This window comes from Dictyobacter halimunensis, assembly GCF_036245075.1.
Map to the genome: position 1 here is coordinate 3,111,513 of NZ_BSRI01000002.1, position 20,897 is coordinate 3,132,409.

Genomic DNA, 20,897 nt, shown 5'->3' on the forward strand with positions numbered 1-20,897 from the left:
TGTTCTCAGCCATGATCCGTGTAAAATTCGTGTAACCTTGATTTGATAGCAGTAGAAAAAAGAACAGGTATTTATACTCTTGATCGCGGCGGAAGGTATAAAAAAGTTATAGTGTTGAAAAATTTTTAATAACGGTAGCATTGATATAGGATGGTTGGATTTTCCAGTCACTCGAGGAGGAGCGTAGTATGTCAACCACAGAACGAGCAACCGCGGTAGGCGTCTTTTCTGAGCCCGCGTTAGCCGAGCAGGCTATGGATCAGCTGCGTAACGCTGGTTTTACCGATGAGCAGATTGGCTTTGTTAGCCGCGATCCTGATCGCGCATCCGCTGGCGGCATCGGCGATGGTGAGAATGCCCCATCTACGGCTACCGGAGCGGTCAGCGGCGGCGTGATAGGTGGCGTAATTGGCGCTGTTACCTCGCTGCTTATCCCTGGCTTCGGACCCGCGATCGCCGGTGGTATCCTGGCCGCGACGCTGGGTGGGGCGGCTCTGGGTGCGCTGGCTGGTGGGTTCGTCGGTTCTTTAATGCATCTGGGTGTGCCCGAGCACGAGGCCCGCTTCTATGAGAGCCAGTTGAATGAGGGCCGCACGGTAGTCACAGTCAATGCTCGGGGACGCTATGATGAGGCGGTGCGCATCCTGCGCCAGGCCGGCGCCTACGATGCCAGCGTCGATGCTAACGCACCCGCGATCGACAATGATCGTGCTGGCAACGCGAATGACGATGCCGACACTATTCCACCCGTCGTCTATCCCGCCGGACTGGCCGGCATTAATAGCACCGCTGGTACTGTGAATCCTGGGCTACCGGCGGCCGCGGCACTTCCTGCCGCCACCCCTAATGTTACCGATCCCCTGGCGGGCAATAACGCACCTGCCAGTGATAGCGACGCGGGTAGCGCCTACGGTTCTGCTGGAACATTCAGCACCAAGAAGAGTCCTGAAGAATTACGAGAGCAGGAGCGCCGTCTGGAGCGGGAGCAGGGTGGAGACATCTCTTATGCGGACGAGGAGACTGTACAGATGAGGGCCCCTAGGCAGAATCCAGCTGCTTCGTCGATGGCGGATGAGGAGACTGTACAGATGGATGCCGCCAGGCAAGATCCAGCTGCTACATCGATTGAAGACGAGGATACCGTCATTCTGAATGATCCAGGCGCGGCGGTGTATAGTACTGATACGACAACGCCAGCATACAACGGTGCCGTACCTGCGCCGGCGCGTTCGGCCTACGCGGGAACCGACACCACCACCCCCAACACAGCCAGCGTCAACGATCCCGCCTCTCGTCGCGCTAATCAGTGAGCCTCACATACATATGAATCTCGCTAACAATCATGTTGATCCTCACATAGCGAAACGACTGTCTCTCGTCATACCTGGAGAGGCGGTCGTTTCATTTCTTTCTCTTTTGAAGCAACAGGTATGTTATGCCATCTGGTTGCTCGGCTCATGACAGCTTATCTGGATAGCGGCTGTATCCAATTCGCCAGCCGGTTTGCCAGTGGTTGGGCGCGATATTCTCCCAGGCCGGAGATCAGGTCATAGCCCGCGCCCGCGGCAGGCTGGCCGTGCTCGTTATCAGTGATGATGTCATGAAAGCTGCTGGCGTAGCTGACCGGATTAGCGGCCAGTTGATAGAGCAGGGGATTGATAAAGCCTAGCCTGCCTCCGCCATGCTGTTGTGAGACCTGGTTGCTGAGGGTTACAAAGGCTGCCCAGAAGGGAGTCGCCAGCGCACCTCCGTTGATGTTGAGCCAGGGATGCTGGCTGGTGCAGCCCTGTGTGCAGTAGGCCAGGAAGTTATGCTGCGCGTCGGCGTTGAGCGCGACATCGGGCACCTCGCGACAGAAGCGCTCGCCTGAGGCATGGGGACAACCTGACGCGCTGGCGTTCATAGACTGTGTAGATATGGCCTGGATGTGCTGCCACCCAGGCATCGCCCATAGCTGGCTGCTGCCCCCCATGGCCGGCGGCTCGACGCTGGCCGGGTCCAGCCTGCCCGCCGTTAGCAGACTGGTATGGGAGCCGCGGGGGACAGCAAAGATGAGGGCTGTGGAGCCCACACCGGTCACAAATGGCTGGGAAGCGGGATCGCTCACCGCGACCGCCGTCCGTGAGATGGCTGGACAATTGATCGTGGAGGCCGCGATGACGCTCTGGCCCTGCAATGCGGCCAGCTGAAAAAAGAGCGCCTCCTGCCGAATCAACTGCGCGGGCACCTGCTGTTCGCAGAGTCCCCAGCTGGTGGAAACGACCGCTGGATCGTCCTGTATGATCTGTCCCCATTGGTCGAGGTAGCTTTTTTCATTGTTCGCGGTCGCATAGACCTTGAGGCTCTGTAGTTGGGGAACAGCATCAAGGATGGCCTCGGCGTCAACCGTGGCCTCATACGAAGTTGGCTGAGGGACCGCTGCGGACAGAGGCGTGTCGATGCGTTGCAGCCTGGTCCCTTTGTGTCTCGTGCAGGCCATGTAGCTAGAGAGATCGCTCATAGCTGGCTGCGCCAGTTCAAACAGCGCCAGCGTCTGCCCGCTTCCTGTATAGTGAGCCCGGTACAGGTCGCTGAGCCCGGCGACCGCCGCCCGGGCGTTGTTGGACGCTCCTGGAGTGGTTTTCGCACTGCTGGTGGCGCACAGCTGATTGTTCGCGGGCGATTGTGAACCCTGGCGCAGCGCCGTATGCATCCAGCGGGTCGCGTTATTTAAGCCATTGATGCTCATGACTTGACTGGCAATGGCAGGTGGCAGGAGAGGCGCGCCGCTATTGGCGTAATAGAGGGTGCCATCGGGAGCTCGGTAGTTATTGATCTGCTGCTGAAACACGCGTTGCACCTGCCCCATGGTGCCCGAGAAGTCCAGGAGCAACCGATGCGTATAGGTATGGATGATACGGAAGCCGGCGGCCTGCAGCCAGCGCACCAGGGCTGTATAGCTGGCCTGGGTCGGACTAAAGTGGCGGGTGACTTCATTGGTATCCAGCACCGGCCGGGCCTGGTGCTCGGGGGCATGGATGGTGGCCGACAGCGCCTGCTGGAAGGCCATGTTATCGCGTGGACGCAATCCAAACGAGAGCGAGATCGTTTGTCGGGCATCCGCGTGAGAGATAAAGCGACTACTCTTGAGCAATGGAGAAAGCGTGCCCGGGACCGCCACTAATTGATGGGTATTCTCGGCCTGGGCGGCCGATAGATACAATAGCTGCGAAGAGATAATGCACATAACGCTTACCAGAGTAAGCAATGGTGTGATAACCGTAATGATGCGACCATAAGACTGCGTGGCATACGACGAGTAGTACTCACCCCTGTGAGGATAGCGGAACATGCGAAAAACCTCCATTGCAACCCAACCCCTTATCCCTATGTCTGCATGTGATATGCTGCTTCAATTGATATGCTGCATCAATACTATTTTGAATTCCTTTTTATGCCGCATTGTCACATAATACTTCCTGGATAGCGGTGATGGGAAGATTTTGGGATGATGGTACTAATCCGCTCCAAAGTCATCTAGCTGGTTGAAAATATAGTGATATCCGCACGTGAATATTTAAAGGCCCAACAATATGGTTAAAAATATTTGTTAGTAGCAGCATATCATTGTGAGACGGAGTGCTGATATGTTCAATTTCCTGGTTATTGCTGGTATACTACTCATACCTAGTGTGGATGTGGGTTTAACGAATATCGGCGAACGAGAGAAAGTACACCCCAGCATGACAGTGGATAAATCGGCAAATCAGCCGCTGACTGGTAATTCAACCGACGAAACCGCTCTTGTACAGTTGTATGAGCAGTTTCGTCGTCCTATCCATTCTTATATTTATCGCTTGCTTGGGAGTCGTGAAGATGCTGATGATATTACGCAAGAAGTATTTGTGCGCGTCTTTACATCCTGGGATGGATTATACGAACGTGACAACCTTTCTGCATGGCTGTACCGCATCGCGACCAATCTCTGTGTAGATGTATTGAGAAAGCGCAAACGTATTTCATGGTGGTCCTTTGGCTTGCGCTCTCGCCAGGCTGATGCGGACAGTGAGAATGTCTTTCAGGAGGACTTTGTCGCTTTCCTCGCCGATAGCGGGGGGATCCCCGAGGTCGCGGAGCGTGAGTTGATACGCCAGACCCTGGCGGCTCTGCCAGAAGAGTATGCGGTAGTGTTAACATTGAGTGCGGCCCAGGGAATACCCTACCAGGAGGTTGCGGAGATCGTTGGCATTTCTCCAAATGCCGCGGCCACGCGTATTTCTCGAGCGAAGAAGATGTTTGCGAAGCAGTATCAGCGTGTCAGTAAAGATGGTGTTGGCAAGCGGAGCAGTAAATAATTATGAGCAACACCAGAAATAATAAACCACAACAAGAGAATATGGCGAATGGGACTCTTCCTCAGGCTCTGCCGCCGCTTCCAATTATTGGAGACAATGGACCCGAGGCCTGCGCGACCATCCGTCTGTACCTGGCGGTCTGGGATGATCTCACTCCTCCCCAGAAAGAAGTTGTTGCGCGCCACGTGCAGTCCTGTGAGCTATGCCAGAAAGAGCAGCAGGTTTTAAGCCGGACGACAAAGTTGATGCGGCACCTGCCAGCCTCAGAACCAGGCGCGCAGGTTGACCAGGCTGTGCTGGTCGCGATCGCCAGGCGCCGCATGAATCGGCCGCGGCCGGTATCGCTAGCGGACCTCGCCGCGGGACGTTCTGGTACGAGGAATAAGCAGCGGCGTTCTCCCGCGCGCCTGATTGGTGTGCTGGCCGCCGCCGTCCTTATCCTGACCATCGCCTTCTCGGCCTCGTCACTGCTGGGTCTGCATACGCAGGCTTTTGTGGTGCCCACCAACGTTACCTGGGATAATTATGTCCTGTACTCAAAACAGACTGTGACCAACGCGCGGGGTGAGCACTACGAGGTCATGTCATACCATAACATGAGTGTGAATGTGATGAATGTGGAGACCGTCATGAGCGGCAAGCTTGATGTGATGGTGGTGGCCGACCAGCAGAAAGCCCTGGGACTGGATATGATGCACCACGTGGCGCAGTGGGATGCCCAGGAATGGATGCATGATCCGCCTCTTTTCAACCTGACTCAATTGCGGCAGGATTTAAGCTCTGGCAAAGCCACGTATCTGGGAAAAGGGACGTTTCAAGGCAAAGATGTCTATCGCATCCGTGCTAGCGATGGTCATGTGTTGCTGCTCGATATGCACTATATGCTGGTAAACGTACTGCCGCAGGCTAGTGGGCAGCAAAAGCCCATGTATGATACCGTCCAATGGCTCCAGCCATCCCAGGTATCAACCTCGTTGTGGGATATGCAGGTGCCTGGAAATTTCCGGATGGGTCAATTGCCCGGTCAACCATGATGCATCTTCCTCATTCTGGGGGTACAATATAGAGTGAACGGTGTGTATATACACTTAAGAAGTTTCCCCAGTTTTCTATTCACAGCGACGTGAAAATATAAAGAGGAGAAAAATGATGCCTGATCATAATCCTGTAATTGTTGGGGCGGCGAGGACGCCGACCGGAAAATTCCTCAGTTCGCTTGCCAGTTTCACCGCGCCACAACTGGGCGCGATTGCGATTAAAGAGGCGGTGCGCCGCGCCGGCATTGATCCGACAGCCATAGATGAAGTGATTATGGGCAACGTGGTATCAGCCGGCGTTGGCCAGGCGCCTGCTCGCCAGGCCGCTTTGCATGCCGGCTTGCCAGAAGATATTCCCGCCTTTACCGTCAACAAGGTCTGTGGATCTGGCCTCAAAGCTGTTATGCTGGCGGCCCAGGCTATTCGCGCCGGTGATGCGCAGGCCTTTGTGGCGGGTGGCATGGAGAGCATGAGCAATGCCCCTTATTTATTGCCGAAGGCCCGTACCGGCTACCGCATGGGCGATGGCAAACTGGTCGATAGCGTGGTACACGATGGCCTCTGGTGCGCTTTTGAAAACATTCACATGGGCAAAGAGGCTGAAATCATCGCTGAGAAATTTGGCGTTACACGTGAAGAGCAGGATCAGTTCTCTTTACAAAGCCACCAGCGCGCGGCGGCGGCCACGACATCGGGGCGCTTTAAAGATGAGATCGTACCCGTTGAAGTCAAGCAGAAAAAGAATACCATCCTGGTCGAGACCGATGAGCCCATTCGTGGTGATTCCTCGATGGACGCGCTGACGAAGCTGATGCCGGCCTTCCAGGAGGGTGGAACGGTCACCGCTGGCAACGCGCCTGGCTTGAGCGACGGGGCCTCCGCCACAGTTGTGGTCGACCAGGCCTTCGCGCAAGAGCATGGCCTGCCGGTCCTGGCGCGCATCACCGGCTATGCCTCCGCCGCCATTACCCCCCGCTACATCTTCGCGGCCCCACCCCGCGCGGTCAACCGTCTGCTTGAGCGTACCGGTCTGCGCATCTCCGACTTCGATCTGATCGAGGTCAACGAGGCCTTTGCCGCTCAGACCCTGGCCAACGGCAAAGAGATGGACTGGGACTGGGGGCGTGTCAATGTGAACGGCGGCGCGATTGCCCTGGGACATCCCATCGGCTCCAGTGGCTCCCGTGTCCTGACGACCTTGATCTATGAATTGCGGCGCCGTGGCGGTGGTCGTGGCCTGGCCACACTGTGCCTGGGTGGTGGTGGTGCCGTCGCCATGTCCGTTGAAGTATAGCCGTTGCAACTCATAGAGGAGAATCACAATACTTATGCCTGATCCAGAATTTTCAGAACTCGCGACGCGGCCGGCGCTTGAACAACACAGCCTGTTTGATGCTGAGGAACTCGCGCGCCTTGAGACCGCGCAGGGGCAGTGGGAAGAGACCACACTCAAGCAGTCGATCCAGCGTATCCCCGAGCGCGAGCAGATCGAGACGACCTCGGGCGTGCCGGTGCAGCGACTCTATACACCACGCGACCTGTCCAAAGAGAATTATATGCAGGACATCGGCTTCCCCGGCGAATATCCCTATACGCGCGGCGTACAGCCAACCATGTACCGGGCCAAGCCCTGGACCATGCGTATGTTCGCGGGTTTCGGGACGGCCGAGGATACCAATGCCCGCTTCAAGTATCTGCTGCAGCAGGGACAGACGGGCCTCTCGACAGCCTTTGATATGGCCACTCTCTACGGCTATGATACCGATCATCCGATGGCCGCCGGTGAGTTTGGCAAGTGCGGCGTCGCCATCTCTTCCCTGGCCGATATGGAGGTGCTGTTCGCCGACCTGCCTCTCGACAAGATCACAACTTCGATGACGATCAATAGCCCGGCCTCCGCCATCTGGGCGATGTATATCGTCAATGCCGAGAAGCGCGGTTATCCGATGGCTAAACTGGGTGGGACGCTACAGAACGATATCCTTAAAGAGTATATCGCTCAGAAAGAGTATCTGTTCCCACCTGAGCCCTCACTGGGACTGGTCATCGATACCATCGAGTTCGGGTCACGCTCGATGCCGCGCTGGAACACCATCAGCATCAGTGGCTATCATATTCGCGAGGCAGGGGCCACCGCTGTGCAGGAACTGGCTTTCACGATCGCCGATGGCCTGGCCTATGTCGATGCGGCCATCGAACGCGGCCTCAAGATCGATGAGTTCGCGCCCCGGCTCTCATTCTTCTTTGATGTGCACAACGATTTTCTGGAGGAGATCGCCAAGTTCCGCGCCGGCCGACGCCTCTGGGCGCGTCTGATGCGCGAGAAGTATGGCGCCAAAGATCCTCGTTCCTGGATGATGCGCTGCCATGCTCAGACCGCTGGCGTCTCGCTATCGGCCCAGCAGCCGGAGAATAATATCGTGCGCACCACCATTCAGGCACTGGCGGCGGTGCTCGGCGGTACCAACTCGTTGCACACCAACTCGCTGGATGAGGCTCTGGCCCTGCCAACCGAGAAGGCGGCCCTGATCGCCCTGCGCACGCAGCAGATCATCGCCCACGAGAGCGGAGTGGTCAATACCGTCGATCCCCTGGCCGGTTCCTACGCCATCGAGGCCCTGACCGATCAGACCGAACAGGCGGCCCAGCAGTATCTGGACCGCATCGAGCAGCTGGGCGGCGTGCTGGCCTGCATCCAGAACGGCTTCTTCCAGCATGAGATCGCCGAGTCCGCCTATCGCTATCAGCAGGAGGTCGATCTGCAGCAGCGCCAGATCGTAGGCGTCAACGCCTACACTCTGAATGAAGATGTGAAGGTCCCTACCCTGTATGTGGACTATGAAGGACAGAAGAGGCACCTGGAGCGTCTCAATCGTGTGCGCCGCGAACGCGACCAGGCGGAGGTGCGTCGCGCCCTATCCTCTTTGCGCCGTGCCTGTGACGAGCACCAAAACACCATGCCAGCTCTGCTGGATGCGGCCAGGGCTTATGCTACCCTGGGCGAGATGATGGATGTGTTCCGGGCCGCTTTCGGCGAATACCTGGAGCCCGCCATCTTCTAAGAATGTCTACTCTCTTCATCGCGGGGCACGTGAGCGTTCCCGCACAGGCGTCCGCTATGCGGCCGCACTGGAGTTTGTGAGTGGGTGCAGCCGGGGCGCATTTGCGCCCCGGCTGCACCCACTCACAAACTCCGCTCTTCATCGTTTCTCTTTATCGATATCAGACATAGAATGGAGTCTATAGATGCCAGGAGAACCGTTGCAGGGCCTGATTGAAAAGCGAACGCTGTCAGCGAACGAGATCGAGCAGTTAAAGCAGCTGGCCGACGTGTGTGAGCGTCACGAGTCGCTGCATATGCGCATCGAATGGAGTATGCTGCGGCAGCGTACAGGCCTGGTTGTGAAGGATTTCTTATATTATGACAATGGCGCTCTGATTGGCTACCTGGGACTGGATGATCAGGGCTCGCAGCAGAATGAGATCGTCGGGATGGTGCATCCTGAGTATCGGCGTCGGGGTATCTTCAAACAGTTGCTTACTATCGCCGTCGTTGAAAGCCGCGCCCGTGGTATGAAGCAGCTGATCCTGGTCTGTGAGCGTAATTCCGCTTCGGGGCACGGCTTCGTGCGCGCGCTGGGCGCCACCCTGAGCGAGTCAGAACACTCAATGGTGCTGACCACGGTCCTACAGCGCAAAGCTTTTGATGATCATCTAGAGATCCATAAAGCTGATGCCAGCGAGGCCGAAGCTCTGATCAAGGTTCAGTCCGAAAGCTTTGGCGATAGCGAAGAAGCGACCAGGCGACGCGTGCTGCACTGTCTGCAGAATCCCGCCCGTCCTTACTATCTCGCCGTTTTTGGGGACGAAGATGTGGGCTGCCGGGAGCCGGTCGGCAGTTTCAGGCTGGACATGGTTGAGGATGCAGTCGGCGTCTATGCCTTTGGTGTGCGCCCGGCTTACCAGGGGAGAGGCTACGGGCGTCAGATGCTGGAGGAGGCCATCTTTATCCTGCGTGGTCAGGATCCCGATCGAAAGATCATACTGGATGTGGATGTTGAGAATAGCCGCGCCCTGCGGCTCTATCAATCATGCGGCTTCAGCATTTATACCACCTACGATTACTACGTACTCGATCTCTGATGTGCTTATACTCGACCTTGACATCTTATTTTTTGATTACGTACACTAATGGTAAATGAGGGGAAATCCCCGTCTTTGTAGAAAATGTAGCGCAGAAAGTTTCAGATAGAGAAGACCATTTGAAAGGTATTGTAACTATGTTTAACATTTTTCGCCTGCGCAACGACGAAGAAGAATTTACTGATGAATTGTATGCCTTTATAACCGACCCCAACGCGGATCACCGCAATAACCGTTCGATCATCAACTTTCTTCACGAGGTTTCACCCCAGATCGTCTCGGTCGCTGAATGCATGATTATCGATGGGGTGGATGAGCGCCACTATGTGGCCGACTATGTCCATGCTGTCCTCAACGGTTACGGTATCGATCCCGAAAAGTGATAGTGCATGTATGCAAAAAGCGGTCGCCCCACATGCGGGGCGACCGCTTTTTGCATACATGCACTATCAGGCGAGTGATTCTAATTCGTACATGACGTTGGCGACAGTCATCAGGGCGGCGGTCTCCGCACGCAGGATGCGACTTCCCAGCGTGACAATCTTGACGCCGGCGCGCCGGGCCAGTGTGACCTCCTCGGCGGTCAAGCCCCCTTCGGGTCCGATGAAGATCACGATAGTGATGGGATCCTGCCTCCCTGCCTGAGACCAATCCTGCCGCGCCTGCTTGAGGGTCTCATAGAGGCTCTGGGCGTGTTCCTCTTCCCAGGGCATGATGGCCAGGGCGCCATCAGGGATATCGTTGAGGGTGTGCATCAAGGGCTGGATGCTCTGCAACTCCGGCACGCGCGAACGACCACACTGCTCCGTGGCTTCCTGGATGATGCGTTCCCAGCGCTGTAGCTTCTTGGGACCCGCTTCCTCCAGGCCGGCCATCGAGCGACGGCAGAGGGTGGGCACAAAGCTGGTCACGCCCAGCTCGGTCCCTTTTTCCAGGATAAACTCGAAGCGGGCCGATTTAAGTAATCCCTGGCAGAGGATCACATGGGCGTCCGGCTCTTTGTTGCTCGCGCGCCGCTCTTCGAGCTGGATCTCGATGCCTGCGCGGCTGCTATGGGTGACGCTGCAAACGTATTCTTCTCCGCTATTGTCGAAGAGCACGATCTGCTCACCAACCGTGATATGCAGCACATCGCGAACCTGGTGGGCCAGCTTGTCGGGCAGCGCCACGGTCTCTCCAGGCTGAAGCGCTTGCAGGTTAGCATCGGCGCTAAAGAAGCGGTGCATCGCTCAGGCTCGCTTTCGATAGGTGAGGGCCAGCCAGTCATCGATCCTGGTCTCCTCAACCAGCTCTAAGCCCGCCGCCAGCAGGGGATCCTCGGCGTCGGCGCGCCGCGCTTCGATGATGCCGCTGACAACCAGTAGTCCATGAGGTGCTACCACGCGGGCCAGCTGTGGCGCGATCGAGCCGATGATATGGGCGATGATATTGGCCAGCACCAGGTCGTAGTGGCCTTCATTGCGCCTGGCTCCCTCTTCGTCCAGCACACCCAGCACAACATCGATCTGTGCCTGCAGTTCATTCATCTCCGCGTTCGCCTTTGAGCTCTCGACGGCCACGCTGCTATTGTCGATAGCGTCGATGTGGGCCGCCCCCAGCTTCGCCGCGGCCAGGGCCAGGATGCCCGATCCGGTGCCCACATCCAGAATCTGCATGCCGGGCCGCACCAGCTGCTCGACCCGCTCCAGGCACATGCGCGTCGTCGGATGCACGCCGGTCCCAAAGGCCATTCCTGGATCAAGGGTAAGTACCACCTCATCATCTTTAGGGGTATACTCGCGCCAGGATGGGCGGATTACCAGCCGTTTCCCGATATGGGTCACGTGATAGTAATCTTTCCAGGCATTGGCCCAATCTTCCTCGTCCACCACGCGCGAATGGAGCTCGCCCACAAAGTGCGCGCCCAGGCTGGTAAAGTGCCAGAGTCCCCGAGCGATCTCCTGTCTCTTCTCCTCTTCGGTCCCATCTAGTGGCAGATAGGCGTGTACCTGCACGGGTTCTCCGATTAAAATACTGTATTCTTGCCCATCGTCGCTCAGCTTATAAGGCTCCTCGATCACCACGCCATCACGAGAATATATACTTAATAACTCGCTGACCGATTCCACCGCCTCGGGATGTACCTGTACCGTTAATTCCAACCACTGCATGAAAACAACTCTCTACCTTTCGCGATGTTAGTTACATGGGGAGGCGCAGGAAGGTCTTCTGCCGAGGCACGTTTAAGCTCCCCTCAGATCCCTTCTCTCTCCCCGCTGAATGATTTTTAACAAATAAAAGCAGGTATAAAGCGGGAGGTGCACGAGGGGCGGCGAGCCCCTCCTACCGGGGTTGGGGTGTCCCCCAAAATCCCTTCCTCTTCCCCCGCCGAAGGCGGGGAAGCGTAGCTTTCTTTCTGTGCTTTCTAGCATATCACAGCAGGCCATTTGGCGTAACAGGTTGCGACTTCTTGAAGCAGATTGACCACAACAGATGCTTCGTGCTATCATAGCCGAACATAGTGGGTACAAAATAGGTTTTTTCGAGTAATTTGTCATTGATGGAAAATGGAGTACCTGGCGCGCTACAGCGTCTACGAGCGGCTGATATCCTCCATATGGCGGGACTGACCGCGGCATCTCTAGGACAAGAGTATAATCGTACAGGCACGATCCGGGGCACGCAGCGCCAGGGAGATCGTTTGCTTGGTATTGTTGAGTTACCACCTGGAATCGATCCTCTTGCCCGAGCAGCTGATGAGCAGGATATCTCGATCCAGGATATCATGGTTGCCCCACGTTCTTATACTGTGGAAGTTGAGTTGACGGGTACCCATTCCTGGCAGAGCTCCTGCTCATGTGATGAGTCAGGGGAATTGCTCTGCGCACATGGTGCCGCGTTGCTGTATCGCTGGCTGGCCCAGCCCGCCGGTTTTGAGCCGCGTATCCAACCTTCAGCCCCTCAGGAGAAGCCCGCACCCAGGCCTGCCCCCACCGCACCCAGACCATCGGCCGCCCGCGAAGCGCCGAAGGCTGAGAGCCTCCCTAATCCTCCCGCCAATAATGCGGTTCGTTATAGCCCTGACCTGGTAAATATCCTGGTACAGATCGCCCTGGGAGAGCTACGCGGAATCGCACGCGAATATAACCTGACTACTAATGGCCTATCCCGGCAGCAACTGGCCGAGCAGATTGTCAAAGCGATGAAACAGCCAGATGTGGTGCGCAAGGTGGCCACAACCCTGGAGAAGCCGCAGCGCCAGTTGTTGGCTGCCCTGTCGCTGGCTGGAGGATTGGTTCACGACGATGATCTGCGCGGATTGTTCGAGCGCTTTTCGCTGGGACAGCCGGCGCAGTTACAGCGGGCTCTGCTGGCGCTGCAGGGCAAAGCCTTGCTCTTTCGGGTCAATTCTTTTAATGCCGATCTGCTGGCGCGCAACAACGGTCCCAGCGATCTGTTAGATATTGGCTGGTTCGTACCGGCTGAGATACGGACGGCCCTGCGTGTCTTTGTTCCTGTTACCTCCTTTGATCCAGAGCAGCCTGATGATCATAAGGGATCGCCCCGGGTGCAAGCGTTGCCGCCGCTGCGTATTCTGGCCGATCTGTTGCTGGTGGCCCGGGCATTAGATGGCATGCCGATCGAGTTGGAGGACGCCTGGTCTGCCGCCCCTGCATCCGAGCCTGAGCAGCCCGTGCTACACCCAAATACAGCGGGTAGCGGTCATAATACGGCCCTGTTGTCGCAACCCAAAGAGCTGGCTTCACCAGCCCTGCTGGAGGCGCTACAGAAAAAAGTCTCGTTTGCGCCCTCTTTTCTACGTTTTGCTATCCAGGTCTTGCTGCTGGCGGGTATTGTGCAGCGGCCCGAGCGTGATGCACCTTTCCTGCGTATCTTGCCGGATGCCGCGCACCTCCTGCTGGGCTCGAATCAGACTGAGGTATTGTCTGATCTCTTCCAACTGTGGCTGCAGTCACCCTCGGCTGCTGAACTCTTCGCCTTACAGGAAGATGGGATACGCCTGCTCTGTCGCATGACGCCTCTCAATGTACCGGTACTACGGGCGGGCGAACTGGCTGAAGAAAACGCCGAGGCGCGACGGACGCTGGTTGATCTGCTGGCGCAGGCTCCAATCGGGCAGTGGATGCAATTTACCGCCTTTAGCCGCTTCGTCTATCGCTTGAATCCCCTGCTGCTGCAGCGCAGGCAGCGGCTCCTGCCTGCTCCCCATTGGTGGCTTGAGGCCGAGACCGGCAAGGTTTTGAAACCGCTGCACCTGGGGGATTGGCAACGTGCTGAACTGCTGTATGTTGCCCGCCTGATCATGGGTCCTCTCCACTGGTGGGGTCTATGTGACGTGGCGCTTTCCAGCCGGGGACGCCTGCTGGCCTTTCGCATGACGGCTGTGGCGCGCTGGTTATTGCATAATATACCATTGGATCTGGAGATCCCCGATGAAGAAGCCACGTTGGACACGCCGGAGGTGTTGGAGGACGGGCAGGTGCTCCTGCCCTGTTCCGCGCGCTACTGGCCCATCATTCAGCTCTTTGAGCAGTGCGCCGAGGCAACCGGGGTCACGCGTTCTCAATTGCGTTATCATTTTACTCCCCAGGCTTTGAGCCAGGCGCTCAGCCAGGGCTATCAGATGACGCGTTTATTAGTGGTGTTACGGCAGCTGGTCGCGCGTTCCGAGCAGGATTCCGCGGCGCAGCTACTGGCCCGCCTGGAACGCTGGTTGGCCGGGTTTGGCCGGGCGCGCATCTACACCGGCGTAACTATCGTCGAGGCCATCGATACATCTGTCATGCGAGAGCTAACGGCAACCACGTCGTTGGATGAGTATGTGATACGATCATTGCATCCAACTATCGTAGTGGTGAAACCAGACGCGACCGAGCGTTTAAGCGATGAGCTCAAGCGCCGTGGACAATCCCCGCTCATATATAATGAGGATTTATATGGATCAGAATGATCTTGAGCTATTGCAGACCGTGCCGCTGTACCATCTGCAAGCGGTGCTGAAGGCACGGCGCATTTCCGCGGCTCCCCATGTGTTTAACGCGACTTCCGACCTTTCCGCACCCGCTTCTACACCGGTTGTGCTGGAGGTGGCCCATTACCTGTTGGATACCTCCTCGTTAGGCGATGTATTGCAGGAGCTCAGTGAGCTGGAGATCCTGTTGCTGCGCGAGCTGGTCTCCTGCGGCGGCCGCGCCAATAGCCGCGATCTGGCCCTCTACTTCCATAGTTCTGGTCTGCCCGGCGTGGAGAAGAAAGAAGAGTTTGGGATATCAGAGCTGCCTGGTCCGGCGGTACTCACTGATGGTGTCCCGCAACCTCCACGTTATCCACCCGCCCATCCGCATGGTCCGTTTGAACTGGCGGTACGCCATCTGCTCTTGCTCGGATTGGTCTTCTGGGGCCGCCAGACGCATTTTGTGGGTCGTGACTACAGCAGTGGGATGCACGATGGGGTGTTGATTGTTCCGCAGACGTTGGTGAACATAGTGCGGCGCCGCTGGCAGCTTGAACAGGTAGCAGCGCCGTCCGCCACAACAATCGTGGATGAAGATGGTCGCCTGCAGGCCTTTCAGCGTACCCTGTACTTCTACTGGTCATTTGTGGATGCCCATCGCAATCTGTCGCTGGTCAATAATGGCTTGCTGTCGCGTACCAGCCTGCGCCAGGTCGCGGATTATATGGATCTACCGTTTGAGCAGGATCAGTTGCGCCTGGAGAGCGATCATCCACAGCTGTTCTTTATCCGACTGCTGTTGATGCAGCTGGGACTGCTCTCCGTCAGGCGTGGCATGCTGGTTCCCGAAGCGGCCGAAGCGTTTTTTGATCTGCCACTGGCCGAGCGCGCCCGTCGTTGCTATCATGCCTATATCGATACAGCCTTTTGGAATGACCTGATCAATCTATCTGATATTAATATCCGGCCCGCGCCCGATCCGTTGTTGCCAGCGCACGAAGAAATAGTGCACGCGCGTCACCAGGTGGTTGAGCGAATGTTATACGAGGCGCCGACTGAGTGGCACGACCTGGCGGCTTTTATCGCGCGCGTGAAGCTGCATGTACCATATCTGCTCTTTCCTCGCCGCTATGGCCTGCGCGCTGAGCGCTATTCGCAGGGATCAAATCCATATGGCTGGGATTTTCGTCTGCGTCGTGGCTGGCTGACGCATCGCGAAGGTTGGCACATGGTCGAGGGTGGTTTTATCCGTACACTCCTTTCCGGACCCTTGCAATGGATGGGGCTGGTGCATTTCGCACCGGAGACGCTGGCACCGTCCTTCGTGTTTTCCACTTCTGCCGTAGCGATTATGCGCGACGTTCCCCTACCCTCTATGGAGTTGGCTGCCAGCCGCTTGATTGTGCAGCCAAACTTTGACGTGGTGGTGCGGGCCCCGGTCTCCGAAGGGTTATTGGTTCGGCTGGATCGCTTCGCGGAACGCGTCAGCCTGGAGCATATCGCGCAGTATCATCTCTCTAAGAACAGCGTTATGCGCGCCGTCCAGCATGGGGAGCGGGTCGAAACGATCCTGGCGGTGTTGGAGCCGGCGTCCGACGGTCAGATACCCCAGAATGTACGCTATTCACTTGAGGAATGGGAGCGGCAGGTGCGGCGGATCGAGATCTGGCCGCGGGCTACACTGATCGAGGTCGAGGATAGTGCGTTGCTGGACCGCTTCTTCGCTGATCCCGAACGGCGCGCGCTCCTTCAGCGCCGCCTGACCCCCGTGCTGGCCGAGGTTGTGCCGGAGCATCTGCTGGCGGTACAGCAGCTCCTGTGGGAAGATGACTCCCTGCCAGCTCTTTCAACGGCCCCGACCCACGAACTGCTCACGGCCACGTCTCTGCCACCTCATGATCCACAATGGAACTTGCACGATGATGGCAGACTTGAACCCATCTACGCGGTGCTTGATTTCTATGTGTTGGCCGAGGTTGTCCGCTTCTGTGAAGAAGATCAGACGGAGGGATGGTTACGCCTGACCGCCCAATCCCTGCGGCGCGCTCTGAACGCAGGTATCACGCTTGAGCATATCCTGAACTTCCTGCAGCACTATTGTCGCGAAGGCATTCCCGGATCGCTGCTGATCCGACTGAAATTATGGGGTGGTGGCTATACACAGGCGCAGCAGATCTATATTGAGCGCGAGCCCCTGCTGCGGCTGCCGAACGATGTCCTGCAGGACCTACAGGCCGACCGGGAAGTAGCCGCCCTGCTAGGAGCTGAAATAGTGGATGGCCACAGCCTGGTACACGTCTCCACCCAAAACCTGCCCCGCATATTGACACTCCTCCAGCAGCGCGGCTTCATGACCATCTCCACCCCCTCACCAGAGCAGGAGTTGCAGAAGGACGGCTAGCCCTCTGCGCTCCCCAAGCGGGAGGTGCAGAAGGGCGGCCAGCCCCTCCCTGCCGGGTCGGGGGCTTGAGCATGCTCCCAGCATGCTCAAGCCCCCGACCATCCTTTTACCTCCCTCGCCGCCCGAAGGGCGGCATAATGGGGTCCAGGGGCTACGCCCCTGAAAATGCTTGAGGTAAAGATTTGAAAAAACATAGAGAAAAACTGTTGACAAACCAGAACATGTATGATATCTTATCCCTACAAACGTACTGCAGTCCTAAACGGAACTGCAGATGCGGGAGTGGCTCAGTGGTAGAGCACTTCCTTGCCAAGGAAGATGTCGCGGGTTCGAATCCCGTCTCCCGCTCCCCCTTTTTCGGCGACGTCGCCAAGTGGTAAGGCACGGCTCTGCAAAAGCTGCACCAGCGGTTCGAGTCCGCTCGTCGCCTCCAAGTGAGACGTGGTAGCTACCACGTCTCTTTTTTTAGCACCTACCTGGATTTCCACCTATGCGTGAGCAACGTAGTTATTCCGCCGAAGCTATTATCTTGAAGCGTACCGATCTGGGAGAAGCCGATCGGGTATTGACGCTTTTCACACCCTATAAAGGGAAGATCCGTTCCCTTGCCAAAGGGGTACGCCGCCCCGGCAGTAAGAAGGCCGGTCATCTAGAGCTGCTTTGCTATAGCCAGCTGCAGCTGGCGATGGGCCGCACCTTTGATATCATTACGCAGGCTCAGACGAAAGAGAACTTCTTCCATTTGCGCAATGAGCTCTGGCATATGACCTGCGGCTTCTACCTGGCGGAGCTGGTCGATCGTTTTGTCGAAGACAACATGCAGCAGCAAGACGTCTATAACCTGTTGCTGCTGGCTTTACGTGTGTTGGAGGCGGACGCGGTGCAGATACAGCAGAGCCGCGCCCAGGGTGAGGCACCTTCGTCCCATGATCTGGATCGTTCGAGCCTGCTCTTGCGCTACTTCGAAATCCATCTTCTTTCCTACATCGGCTATGAGCCGGTGTTGCGCCAGTGCGCCCACTGCCGGGCCGAACTGAAGCCTGAGCAAAATGGTTTCACCCCCGTCCTGGGTGGTGCGCTGTGCCCCAACTGCTCACACCTCTGGTCCCAGCCCCTCTCAATGAATGCGCTCAAGGTCTTACGTCTGCTGCAGAGGACTGAATGGAGCAAGGTGCCGAACCTGCACCTTGATGCTCGACTCCAGGCGGAGATCGAAGCTGCGATGCACAGCTTGATCCGCTTCCACCTGGAGCGCGATCTGAAATCCTGGAGCTTCCTGGAAATGTTGAACGTGCAGCGTTAGTAGCTGTCCAGCGTTATCCCAGCACCTTGTGGGCGTAAATGAGGGTGCCCGCCGCATCGTATAACTCCGCCTGGATGGGCAGGTCCACCCGCTGATCAGATAAGAAAAGCACCATACCATCCTCGACCTTGTCTTCCATACTGGTGCCGTTTTTTGCTATCAGGCGCACGCGGGCCACATTCTGGTCATGGTCGGCGACCAGGCCACCGGCGTAGAAATGATCGGGCATACCGCCGCCGCCCAGATTGGCCCAGGCGCGTTCGACCACTGGCCCTGGATCGTTACCCATGAGACCATCACCGGCGGCCCCGCGAAACTGCCAGTTTCCGCGTGCGTCCTCTTCCACATAACAGGTAAAATAGATCTCTTTCCCCTGCTCATTCTCGAATACAACGATATAGACGCGTCGCCCTGGCAACGAACGCTCTTTCAAAAAGCGCAGGGTTTTATTTTTAGACTCTTGAATACCCTCTTGCAGATTGCCGGCTGGAACTTTGCTACTGCCTGTAACCAGTAAGCGCGTCAACCGGTTCACTATCTCTTGTTTAGGGTCCTGGTGTGCCATAAATAACCTCATACTTACTAGGCATTGTGGTTTTGGCAATCATATCACAGTTGCCGCAGATATTGTAGCTGCGCCCCTGGCGGGCGCTTACCCATACCTGTTAATCTCAGGGGTGCAGGGTTCTCCCTGCACATCCCACGGTGGAATACTCGACCGCAAGGGTCGAATCTACGCTGGACAATGTTCTTATGAGTCGCGTATCATGAAAAGAGACGAACCAACAGCCAGGCGTGGCCTGGGCTGTTCTATATTTGTGCAGGTTTGCCCTGTCGATGCTGCCAGCGGCCTTCTATCCTGCTGCGATGCGATAAGTGTGGATGAAAGGAAGATGTCGATATCATGGTCCACTTTTATGAATTGGCTAGCCTCGATGCTACGCAACGGGCCCGCCTGCTGCGCCGTGCGGAAGTAGCGATCGATGATTTACTGGAATATGTACGCCCCATCGTGCAGGCGGTACGCACTCGTGGTAACGAGGCGCTGCTTGAATTTATGGAGCGCTTCGATCATGTGCAGTTGACGCCCGACAACCTGCGCGTGAGCCGGGAGGAGATCGATCGCGCCCACGATCTGCTGGATAAAGATATTCACCGGGCGATTGAGCATGCCATTCAGAATGTACGGACCTTCCATGAGCGCCAGATGCCGCATGAGCAGTGGTTTACGCAGGTGGCTCCGGGAGTGATGGCGGGCGAAAAAATCACGCCGATCAGTAGCGTAGGCCTCTATGTGCCACGTGGCAAGGGCGCGTTTCCATCTGTGATGTATATGCTGGCAACTCCCGCCAGTATCGCTGGCGTTCCCCGCATCGTCGTCTGTACGCCACCCGCCCCCACAGGAGAGGTTGATCCTGCTTCGCTGGTGGCCGCGGATCTTTGTGGGGTACATGAGATCTATCGCATCGGTGGCGCCCAGGCCATTGCTGCACTGGCATATGGTACCGCGAGCATTGAACGGGTACGCAAAGTCACCGGTCCGGGCAACCCCTATGTGTCGGCCGCCAAGCGCCTGCTGTATGGCACGCTGGACGTTGGCCTGCCCGCAGGTCCCAGTGAATCTATTCTGCTTGCCGACGATAGCGCTGATCCTGAACTGGTGGCGCGCGATCTGCTGGTCGAAGCTGAGCATGGCCCCGATTCCTCCAGCCTGCTGGTCACCGATAGCCGCGCTTTGATCGAGGCCGTGCAGGGGCTCTTGCCAGCCAAAATCGCCGCGCTGCCCGAGCCTCGCCAAACCTTCTGCCGCACCGGTTTTGAGAGCGACAAAGGCACCGGTGGCCTGGTGCTGACCGGTTCCCTGCAAGAGGCAATCGATTTCACCAACGAATACGCGCCCGAGCACCTGGAGGTCCATACGCGCGAACCCTTCGCCATCCTGCCCCAGCTCAATAACGCCGGCGAAATCCTGCTCGGTGCGCATACCCCGACCCCCCTGGGCAACTACAGCCTGGGCACCAACGCTATCCTACCCACCGGTGGCTTCGCCCATACCTTCTCCTGCACCTCCGTCTTCGATTTCCTGAAGCGGACCGGTCTGGGCTACGTCACCTCCGAAGGCTATGCGGGCCTCAGCGAAACCACTCACCGCCTGGCCGAATTCGAAGGGTTCCCTTCGCATGCTCGCGCGATCCGCGATCGCTTCTAGCCATCGCGGAGAATGCGTAGCATTCTCAAAAAAGTAGGAGGTGAGGCAAAAAGTGCGCCATGCGGCGCACTTTTTGCCTCACCTTACTTATGCGCGCCGCAGAAGCGGCCCCTTGCATATTATGTATGCCGCAGAAGCGGCCCCTTGCATATTATGTATGCCGCAGAAGCGGCCCCTTGCATATTATGTGTGCCGCAGAAGCAGCCCCTTGCATATTATGTGTGCCGCAGAGGCGGCTTTCCTCTTACTCATGCGCGCCGCGAAGCGGCCCCACTGTTATTAGGAGGGTGTGCAGAACCGGTGGCTGCGCCACCGGTTCTGCACACCCTCCTAATAATCCTCTGAGCGCCGAAGGCGCGTAGAGTCATGGCCGAAGGCACAAAACTCCACTACATCAATGAAATTCTTTGAAGTCCCGAAACCATCAGAAAAAAAAAAGGAAGAAAAGACGTTTACTTTGCAGAGCACCTCTTTCCCATCAAATTGCCATCCTATACTAAAATTCATCATGTACCT

Annotated in this window: 15 protein-coding genes and 2 tRNA genes; 13 read left to right on the forward strand and 4 right to left on the reverse strand. The window is 57.1% G+C overall.

From position 1 onward, the window contains the following. Positions 1 to 188: 188 nt before the first annotated feature. Positions 189 to 1,310 (forward strand): hypothetical protein, encoded by a 1,122-nt coding sequence (locus AABA21_RS26945; protein ID WP_338254978.1) that lies wholly within the window; start codon positions 189 to 191, stop codon positions 1,308 to 1,310. A 155-nt stretch (positions 1,311 to 1,465) separates the two neighbouring features. On the opposite strand, the gene AABA21_RS26950 is transcribed toward AABA21_RS26945, so the two are convergent. Next, positions 1,466 to 3,346, reverse strand: a complete 1,881-nt coding sequence (locus tag AABA21_RS26950; RefSeq protein ID WP_338254979.1) for a S53 family peptidase — start codon at positions 3,344 to 3,346, stop codon at positions 1,466 to 1,468. Between the two features lie 376 nt (positions 3,347 to 3,722). Here AABA21_RS26950 and AABA21_RS26955 point away from each other — a divergent pair, with 376 nt between their 5' ends. From AABA21_RS26955 to AABA21_RS26980, 6 genes are all read left to right on the forward strand, one after another. Then, the gene (locus tag AABA21_RS26955) at positions 3,723 to 4,334 is read left to right on the forward strand and encodes an RNA polymerase sigma factor (protein ID WP_338254981.1); all 612 of its coding nucleotides are present in this window, start codon (positions 3,723 to 3,725) and stop codon (positions 4,332 to 4,334) included. A gap of 2 nt (positions 4,335 to 4,336) precedes the next feature. After that, positions 4,337 to 5,368, forward strand: a complete 1,032-nt coding sequence (locus AABA21_RS26960; protein ID WP_338254983.1) for an anti-sigma factor family protein — start codon at positions 4,337 to 4,339, stop codon at positions 5,366 to 5,368. Between the two features lie 112 nt (positions 5,369 to 5,480). Beyond that, positions 5,481 to 6,665 (forward strand): acetyl-CoA C-acetyltransferase, encoded by a 1,185-nt coding sequence (locus tag AABA21_RS26965; RefSeq protein WP_338254984.1) that lies wholly within the window; start codon positions 5,481 to 5,483, stop codon positions 6,663 to 6,665. 34 nt (positions 6,666 to 6,699) lie between these two features. Then, positions 6,700 to 8,433, forward strand: a complete 1,734-nt coding sequence (locus AABA21_RS26970; protein ID WP_338254985.1) for an acyl-CoA mutase large subunit family protein — start codon at positions 6,700 to 6,702, stop codon at positions 8,431 to 8,433. Between the two features lie 184 nt (positions 8,434 to 8,617). After that, entirely contained in the window at positions 8,618 to 9,514 is an 897-nt protein-coding gene (locus AABA21_RS26975; RefSeq protein WP_338254987.1) for a GNAT family N-acetyltransferase, read from the forward strand. A gap of 137 nt (positions 9,515 to 9,651) precedes the next feature. Next, a complete protein-coding gene (locus AABA21_RS26980) occupies positions 9,652 to 9,897 on the forward strand; it encodes a hypothetical protein (protein WP_126596487.1) in 246 nt (81 codons plus the stop codon). Between the two features lie 66 nt (positions 9,898 to 9,963). On the opposite strand, the gene AABA21_RS26985 is transcribed toward AABA21_RS26980, so the two are convergent. Both AABA21_RS26985 and prmA read right to left on the reverse strand, forming a co-directional pair. Then, complete coding sequence (locus tag AABA21_RS26985) at positions 9,964 to 10,740, reverse strand: 16S rRNA (uracil(1498)-N(3))-methyltransferase (protein ID WP_338254988.1); 777 nt, start codon at positions 10,738 to 10,740, stop codon at positions 9,964 to 9,966. Between the two features lie 3 nt (positions 10,741 to 10,743). After that, complete coding sequence (prmA, locus tag AABA21_RS26990) at positions 10,744 to 11,664, reverse strand: 50S ribosomal protein L11 methyltransferase (protein ID WP_338254991.1); 921 nt, start codon at positions 11,662 to 11,664, stop codon at positions 10,744 to 10,746. 389 nt (positions 11,665 to 12,053) lie between these two features. Here prmA and AABA21_RS26995 point away from each other — a divergent pair, with 389 nt between their 5' ends. The 5 genes from AABA21_RS26995 (at position 12,054) to recO (ending at position 18,172) form a co-directional block, all read left to right on the forward strand. Next, positions 12,054 to 14,465, forward strand: coding sequence for an SWIM zinc finger family protein (locus tag AABA21_RS26995; protein WP_338254993.1), 2,412 nt, complete (start codon positions 12,054 to 12,056; stop codon positions 14,463 to 14,465). Beyond that, complete coding sequence (locus AABA21_RS27000) at positions 14,452 to 16,869, forward strand: helicase-associated domain-containing protein (protein WP_338254995.1); 2,418 nt, start codon at positions 14,452 to 14,454, stop codon at positions 16,867 to 16,869. Before AABA21_RS26995 ends, AABA21_RS27000 begins: the two co-directional genes overlap by 14 nt. A 276-nt stretch (positions 16,870 to 17,145) precedes the next feature. Further along, positions 17,146 to 17,217, forward strand: a tRNA-Gly gene (locus AABA21_RS27005). Between the two features lie 11 nt (positions 17,218 to 17,228). Further along, positions 17,229 to 17,302, forward strand: a tRNA-Cys gene (locus AABA21_RS27010). A 57-nt stretch (positions 17,303 to 17,359) separates the two neighbouring features. Then, positions 17,360 to 18,172, forward strand: coding sequence for a DNA repair protein RecO (gene recO, locus AABA21_RS27015; protein ID WP_338254997.1), 813 nt, complete (start codon positions 17,360 to 17,362; stop codon positions 18,170 to 18,172). A 13-nt stretch (positions 18,173 to 18,185) separates the two neighbouring features. On the opposite strand, the gene AABA21_RS27020 is transcribed toward recO, so the two are convergent. Continuing rightward, positions 18,186 to 18,737, reverse strand: coding sequence for a hypothetical protein (locus AABA21_RS27020; protein ID WP_338254998.1), 552 nt, complete (start codon positions 18,735 to 18,737; stop codon positions 18,186 to 18,188). 339 nt (positions 18,738 to 19,076) lie between these two features. On the opposite strand from AABA21_RS27020, the gene hisD reads away from it, so the two are divergent. Next, a complete protein-coding gene (hisD, locus tag AABA21_RS27025) occupies positions 19,077 to 20,381 on the forward strand; it encodes a histidinol dehydrogenase (protein ID WP_338254999.1) in 1,305 nt (434 codons plus the stop codon). Positions 20,382 to 20,897: the final 516 nt, after the last annotated feature.

Coding starts and splice junctions, on each gene's coding strand:
- AABA21_RS26945 (WP_338254978.1), top strand. CDS start 189: ATGTCAACCACAGAACGAGCAACCGCGGTAGGCGTCTTTTCTGAGCCC.
- AABA21_RS26950 (WP_338254979.1), bottom strand. CDS start 3,346: ATGGAGGTTTTTCGCATGTTCCGCTATCCTCACAGGGGTGAGTACTAC.
- AABA21_RS26955 (WP_338254981.1), top strand. CDS start 3,723: ATGACAGTGGATAAATCGGCAAATCAGCCGCTGACTGGTAATTCAACC.
- AABA21_RS26960 (WP_338254983.1), top strand. CDS start 4,337: ATGAGCAACACCAGAAATAATAAACCACAACAAGAGAATATGGCGAAT.
- AABA21_RS26965 (WP_338254984.1), top strand. CDS start 5,481: ATGATGCCTGATCATAATCCTGTAATTGTTGGGGCGGCGAGGACGCCG.
- AABA21_RS26970 (WP_338254985.1), top strand. CDS start 6,700: ATGCCTGATCCAGAATTTTCAGAACTCGCGACGCGGCCGGCGCTTGAA.
- AABA21_RS26975 (WP_338254987.1), top strand. CDS start 8,618: ATGCCAGGAGAACCGTTGCAGGGCCTGATTGAAAAGCGAACGCTGTCA.
- AABA21_RS26980 (WP_126596487.1), top strand. CDS start 9,652: ATGTTTAACATTTTTCGCCTGCGCAACGACGAAGAAGAATTTACTGAT.
- AABA21_RS26985 (WP_338254988.1), bottom strand. CDS start 10,740: ATGCACCGCTTCTTTAGCGCCGATGCTAACCTGCAAGCGCTTCAGCCT.
- prmA (WP_338254991.1), bottom strand. CDS start 11,664: ATGCAGTGGTTGGAATTAACGGTACAGGTACATCCCGAGGCGGTGGAA.
- AABA21_RS26995 (WP_338254993.1), top strand. CDS start 12,054: ATGGAAAATGGAGTACCTGGCGCGCTACAGCGTCTACGAGCGGCTGAT.
- AABA21_RS27000 (WP_338254995.1), top strand. CDS start 14,452: ATGGATCAGAATGATCTTGAGCTATTGCAGACCGTGCCGCTGTACCAT.
- recO (WP_338254997.1), top strand. CDS start 17,360: ATGCGTGAGCAACGTAGTTATTCCGCCGAAGCTATTATCTTGAAGCGT.
- AABA21_RS27020 (WP_338254998.1), bottom strand. CDS start 18,737: ATGGCACACCAGGACCCTAAACAAGAGATAGTGAACCGGTTGACGCGC.
- hisD (WP_338254999.1), top strand. CDS start 19,077: ATGGTCCACTTTTATGAATTGGCTAGCCTCGATGCTACGCAACGGGCC.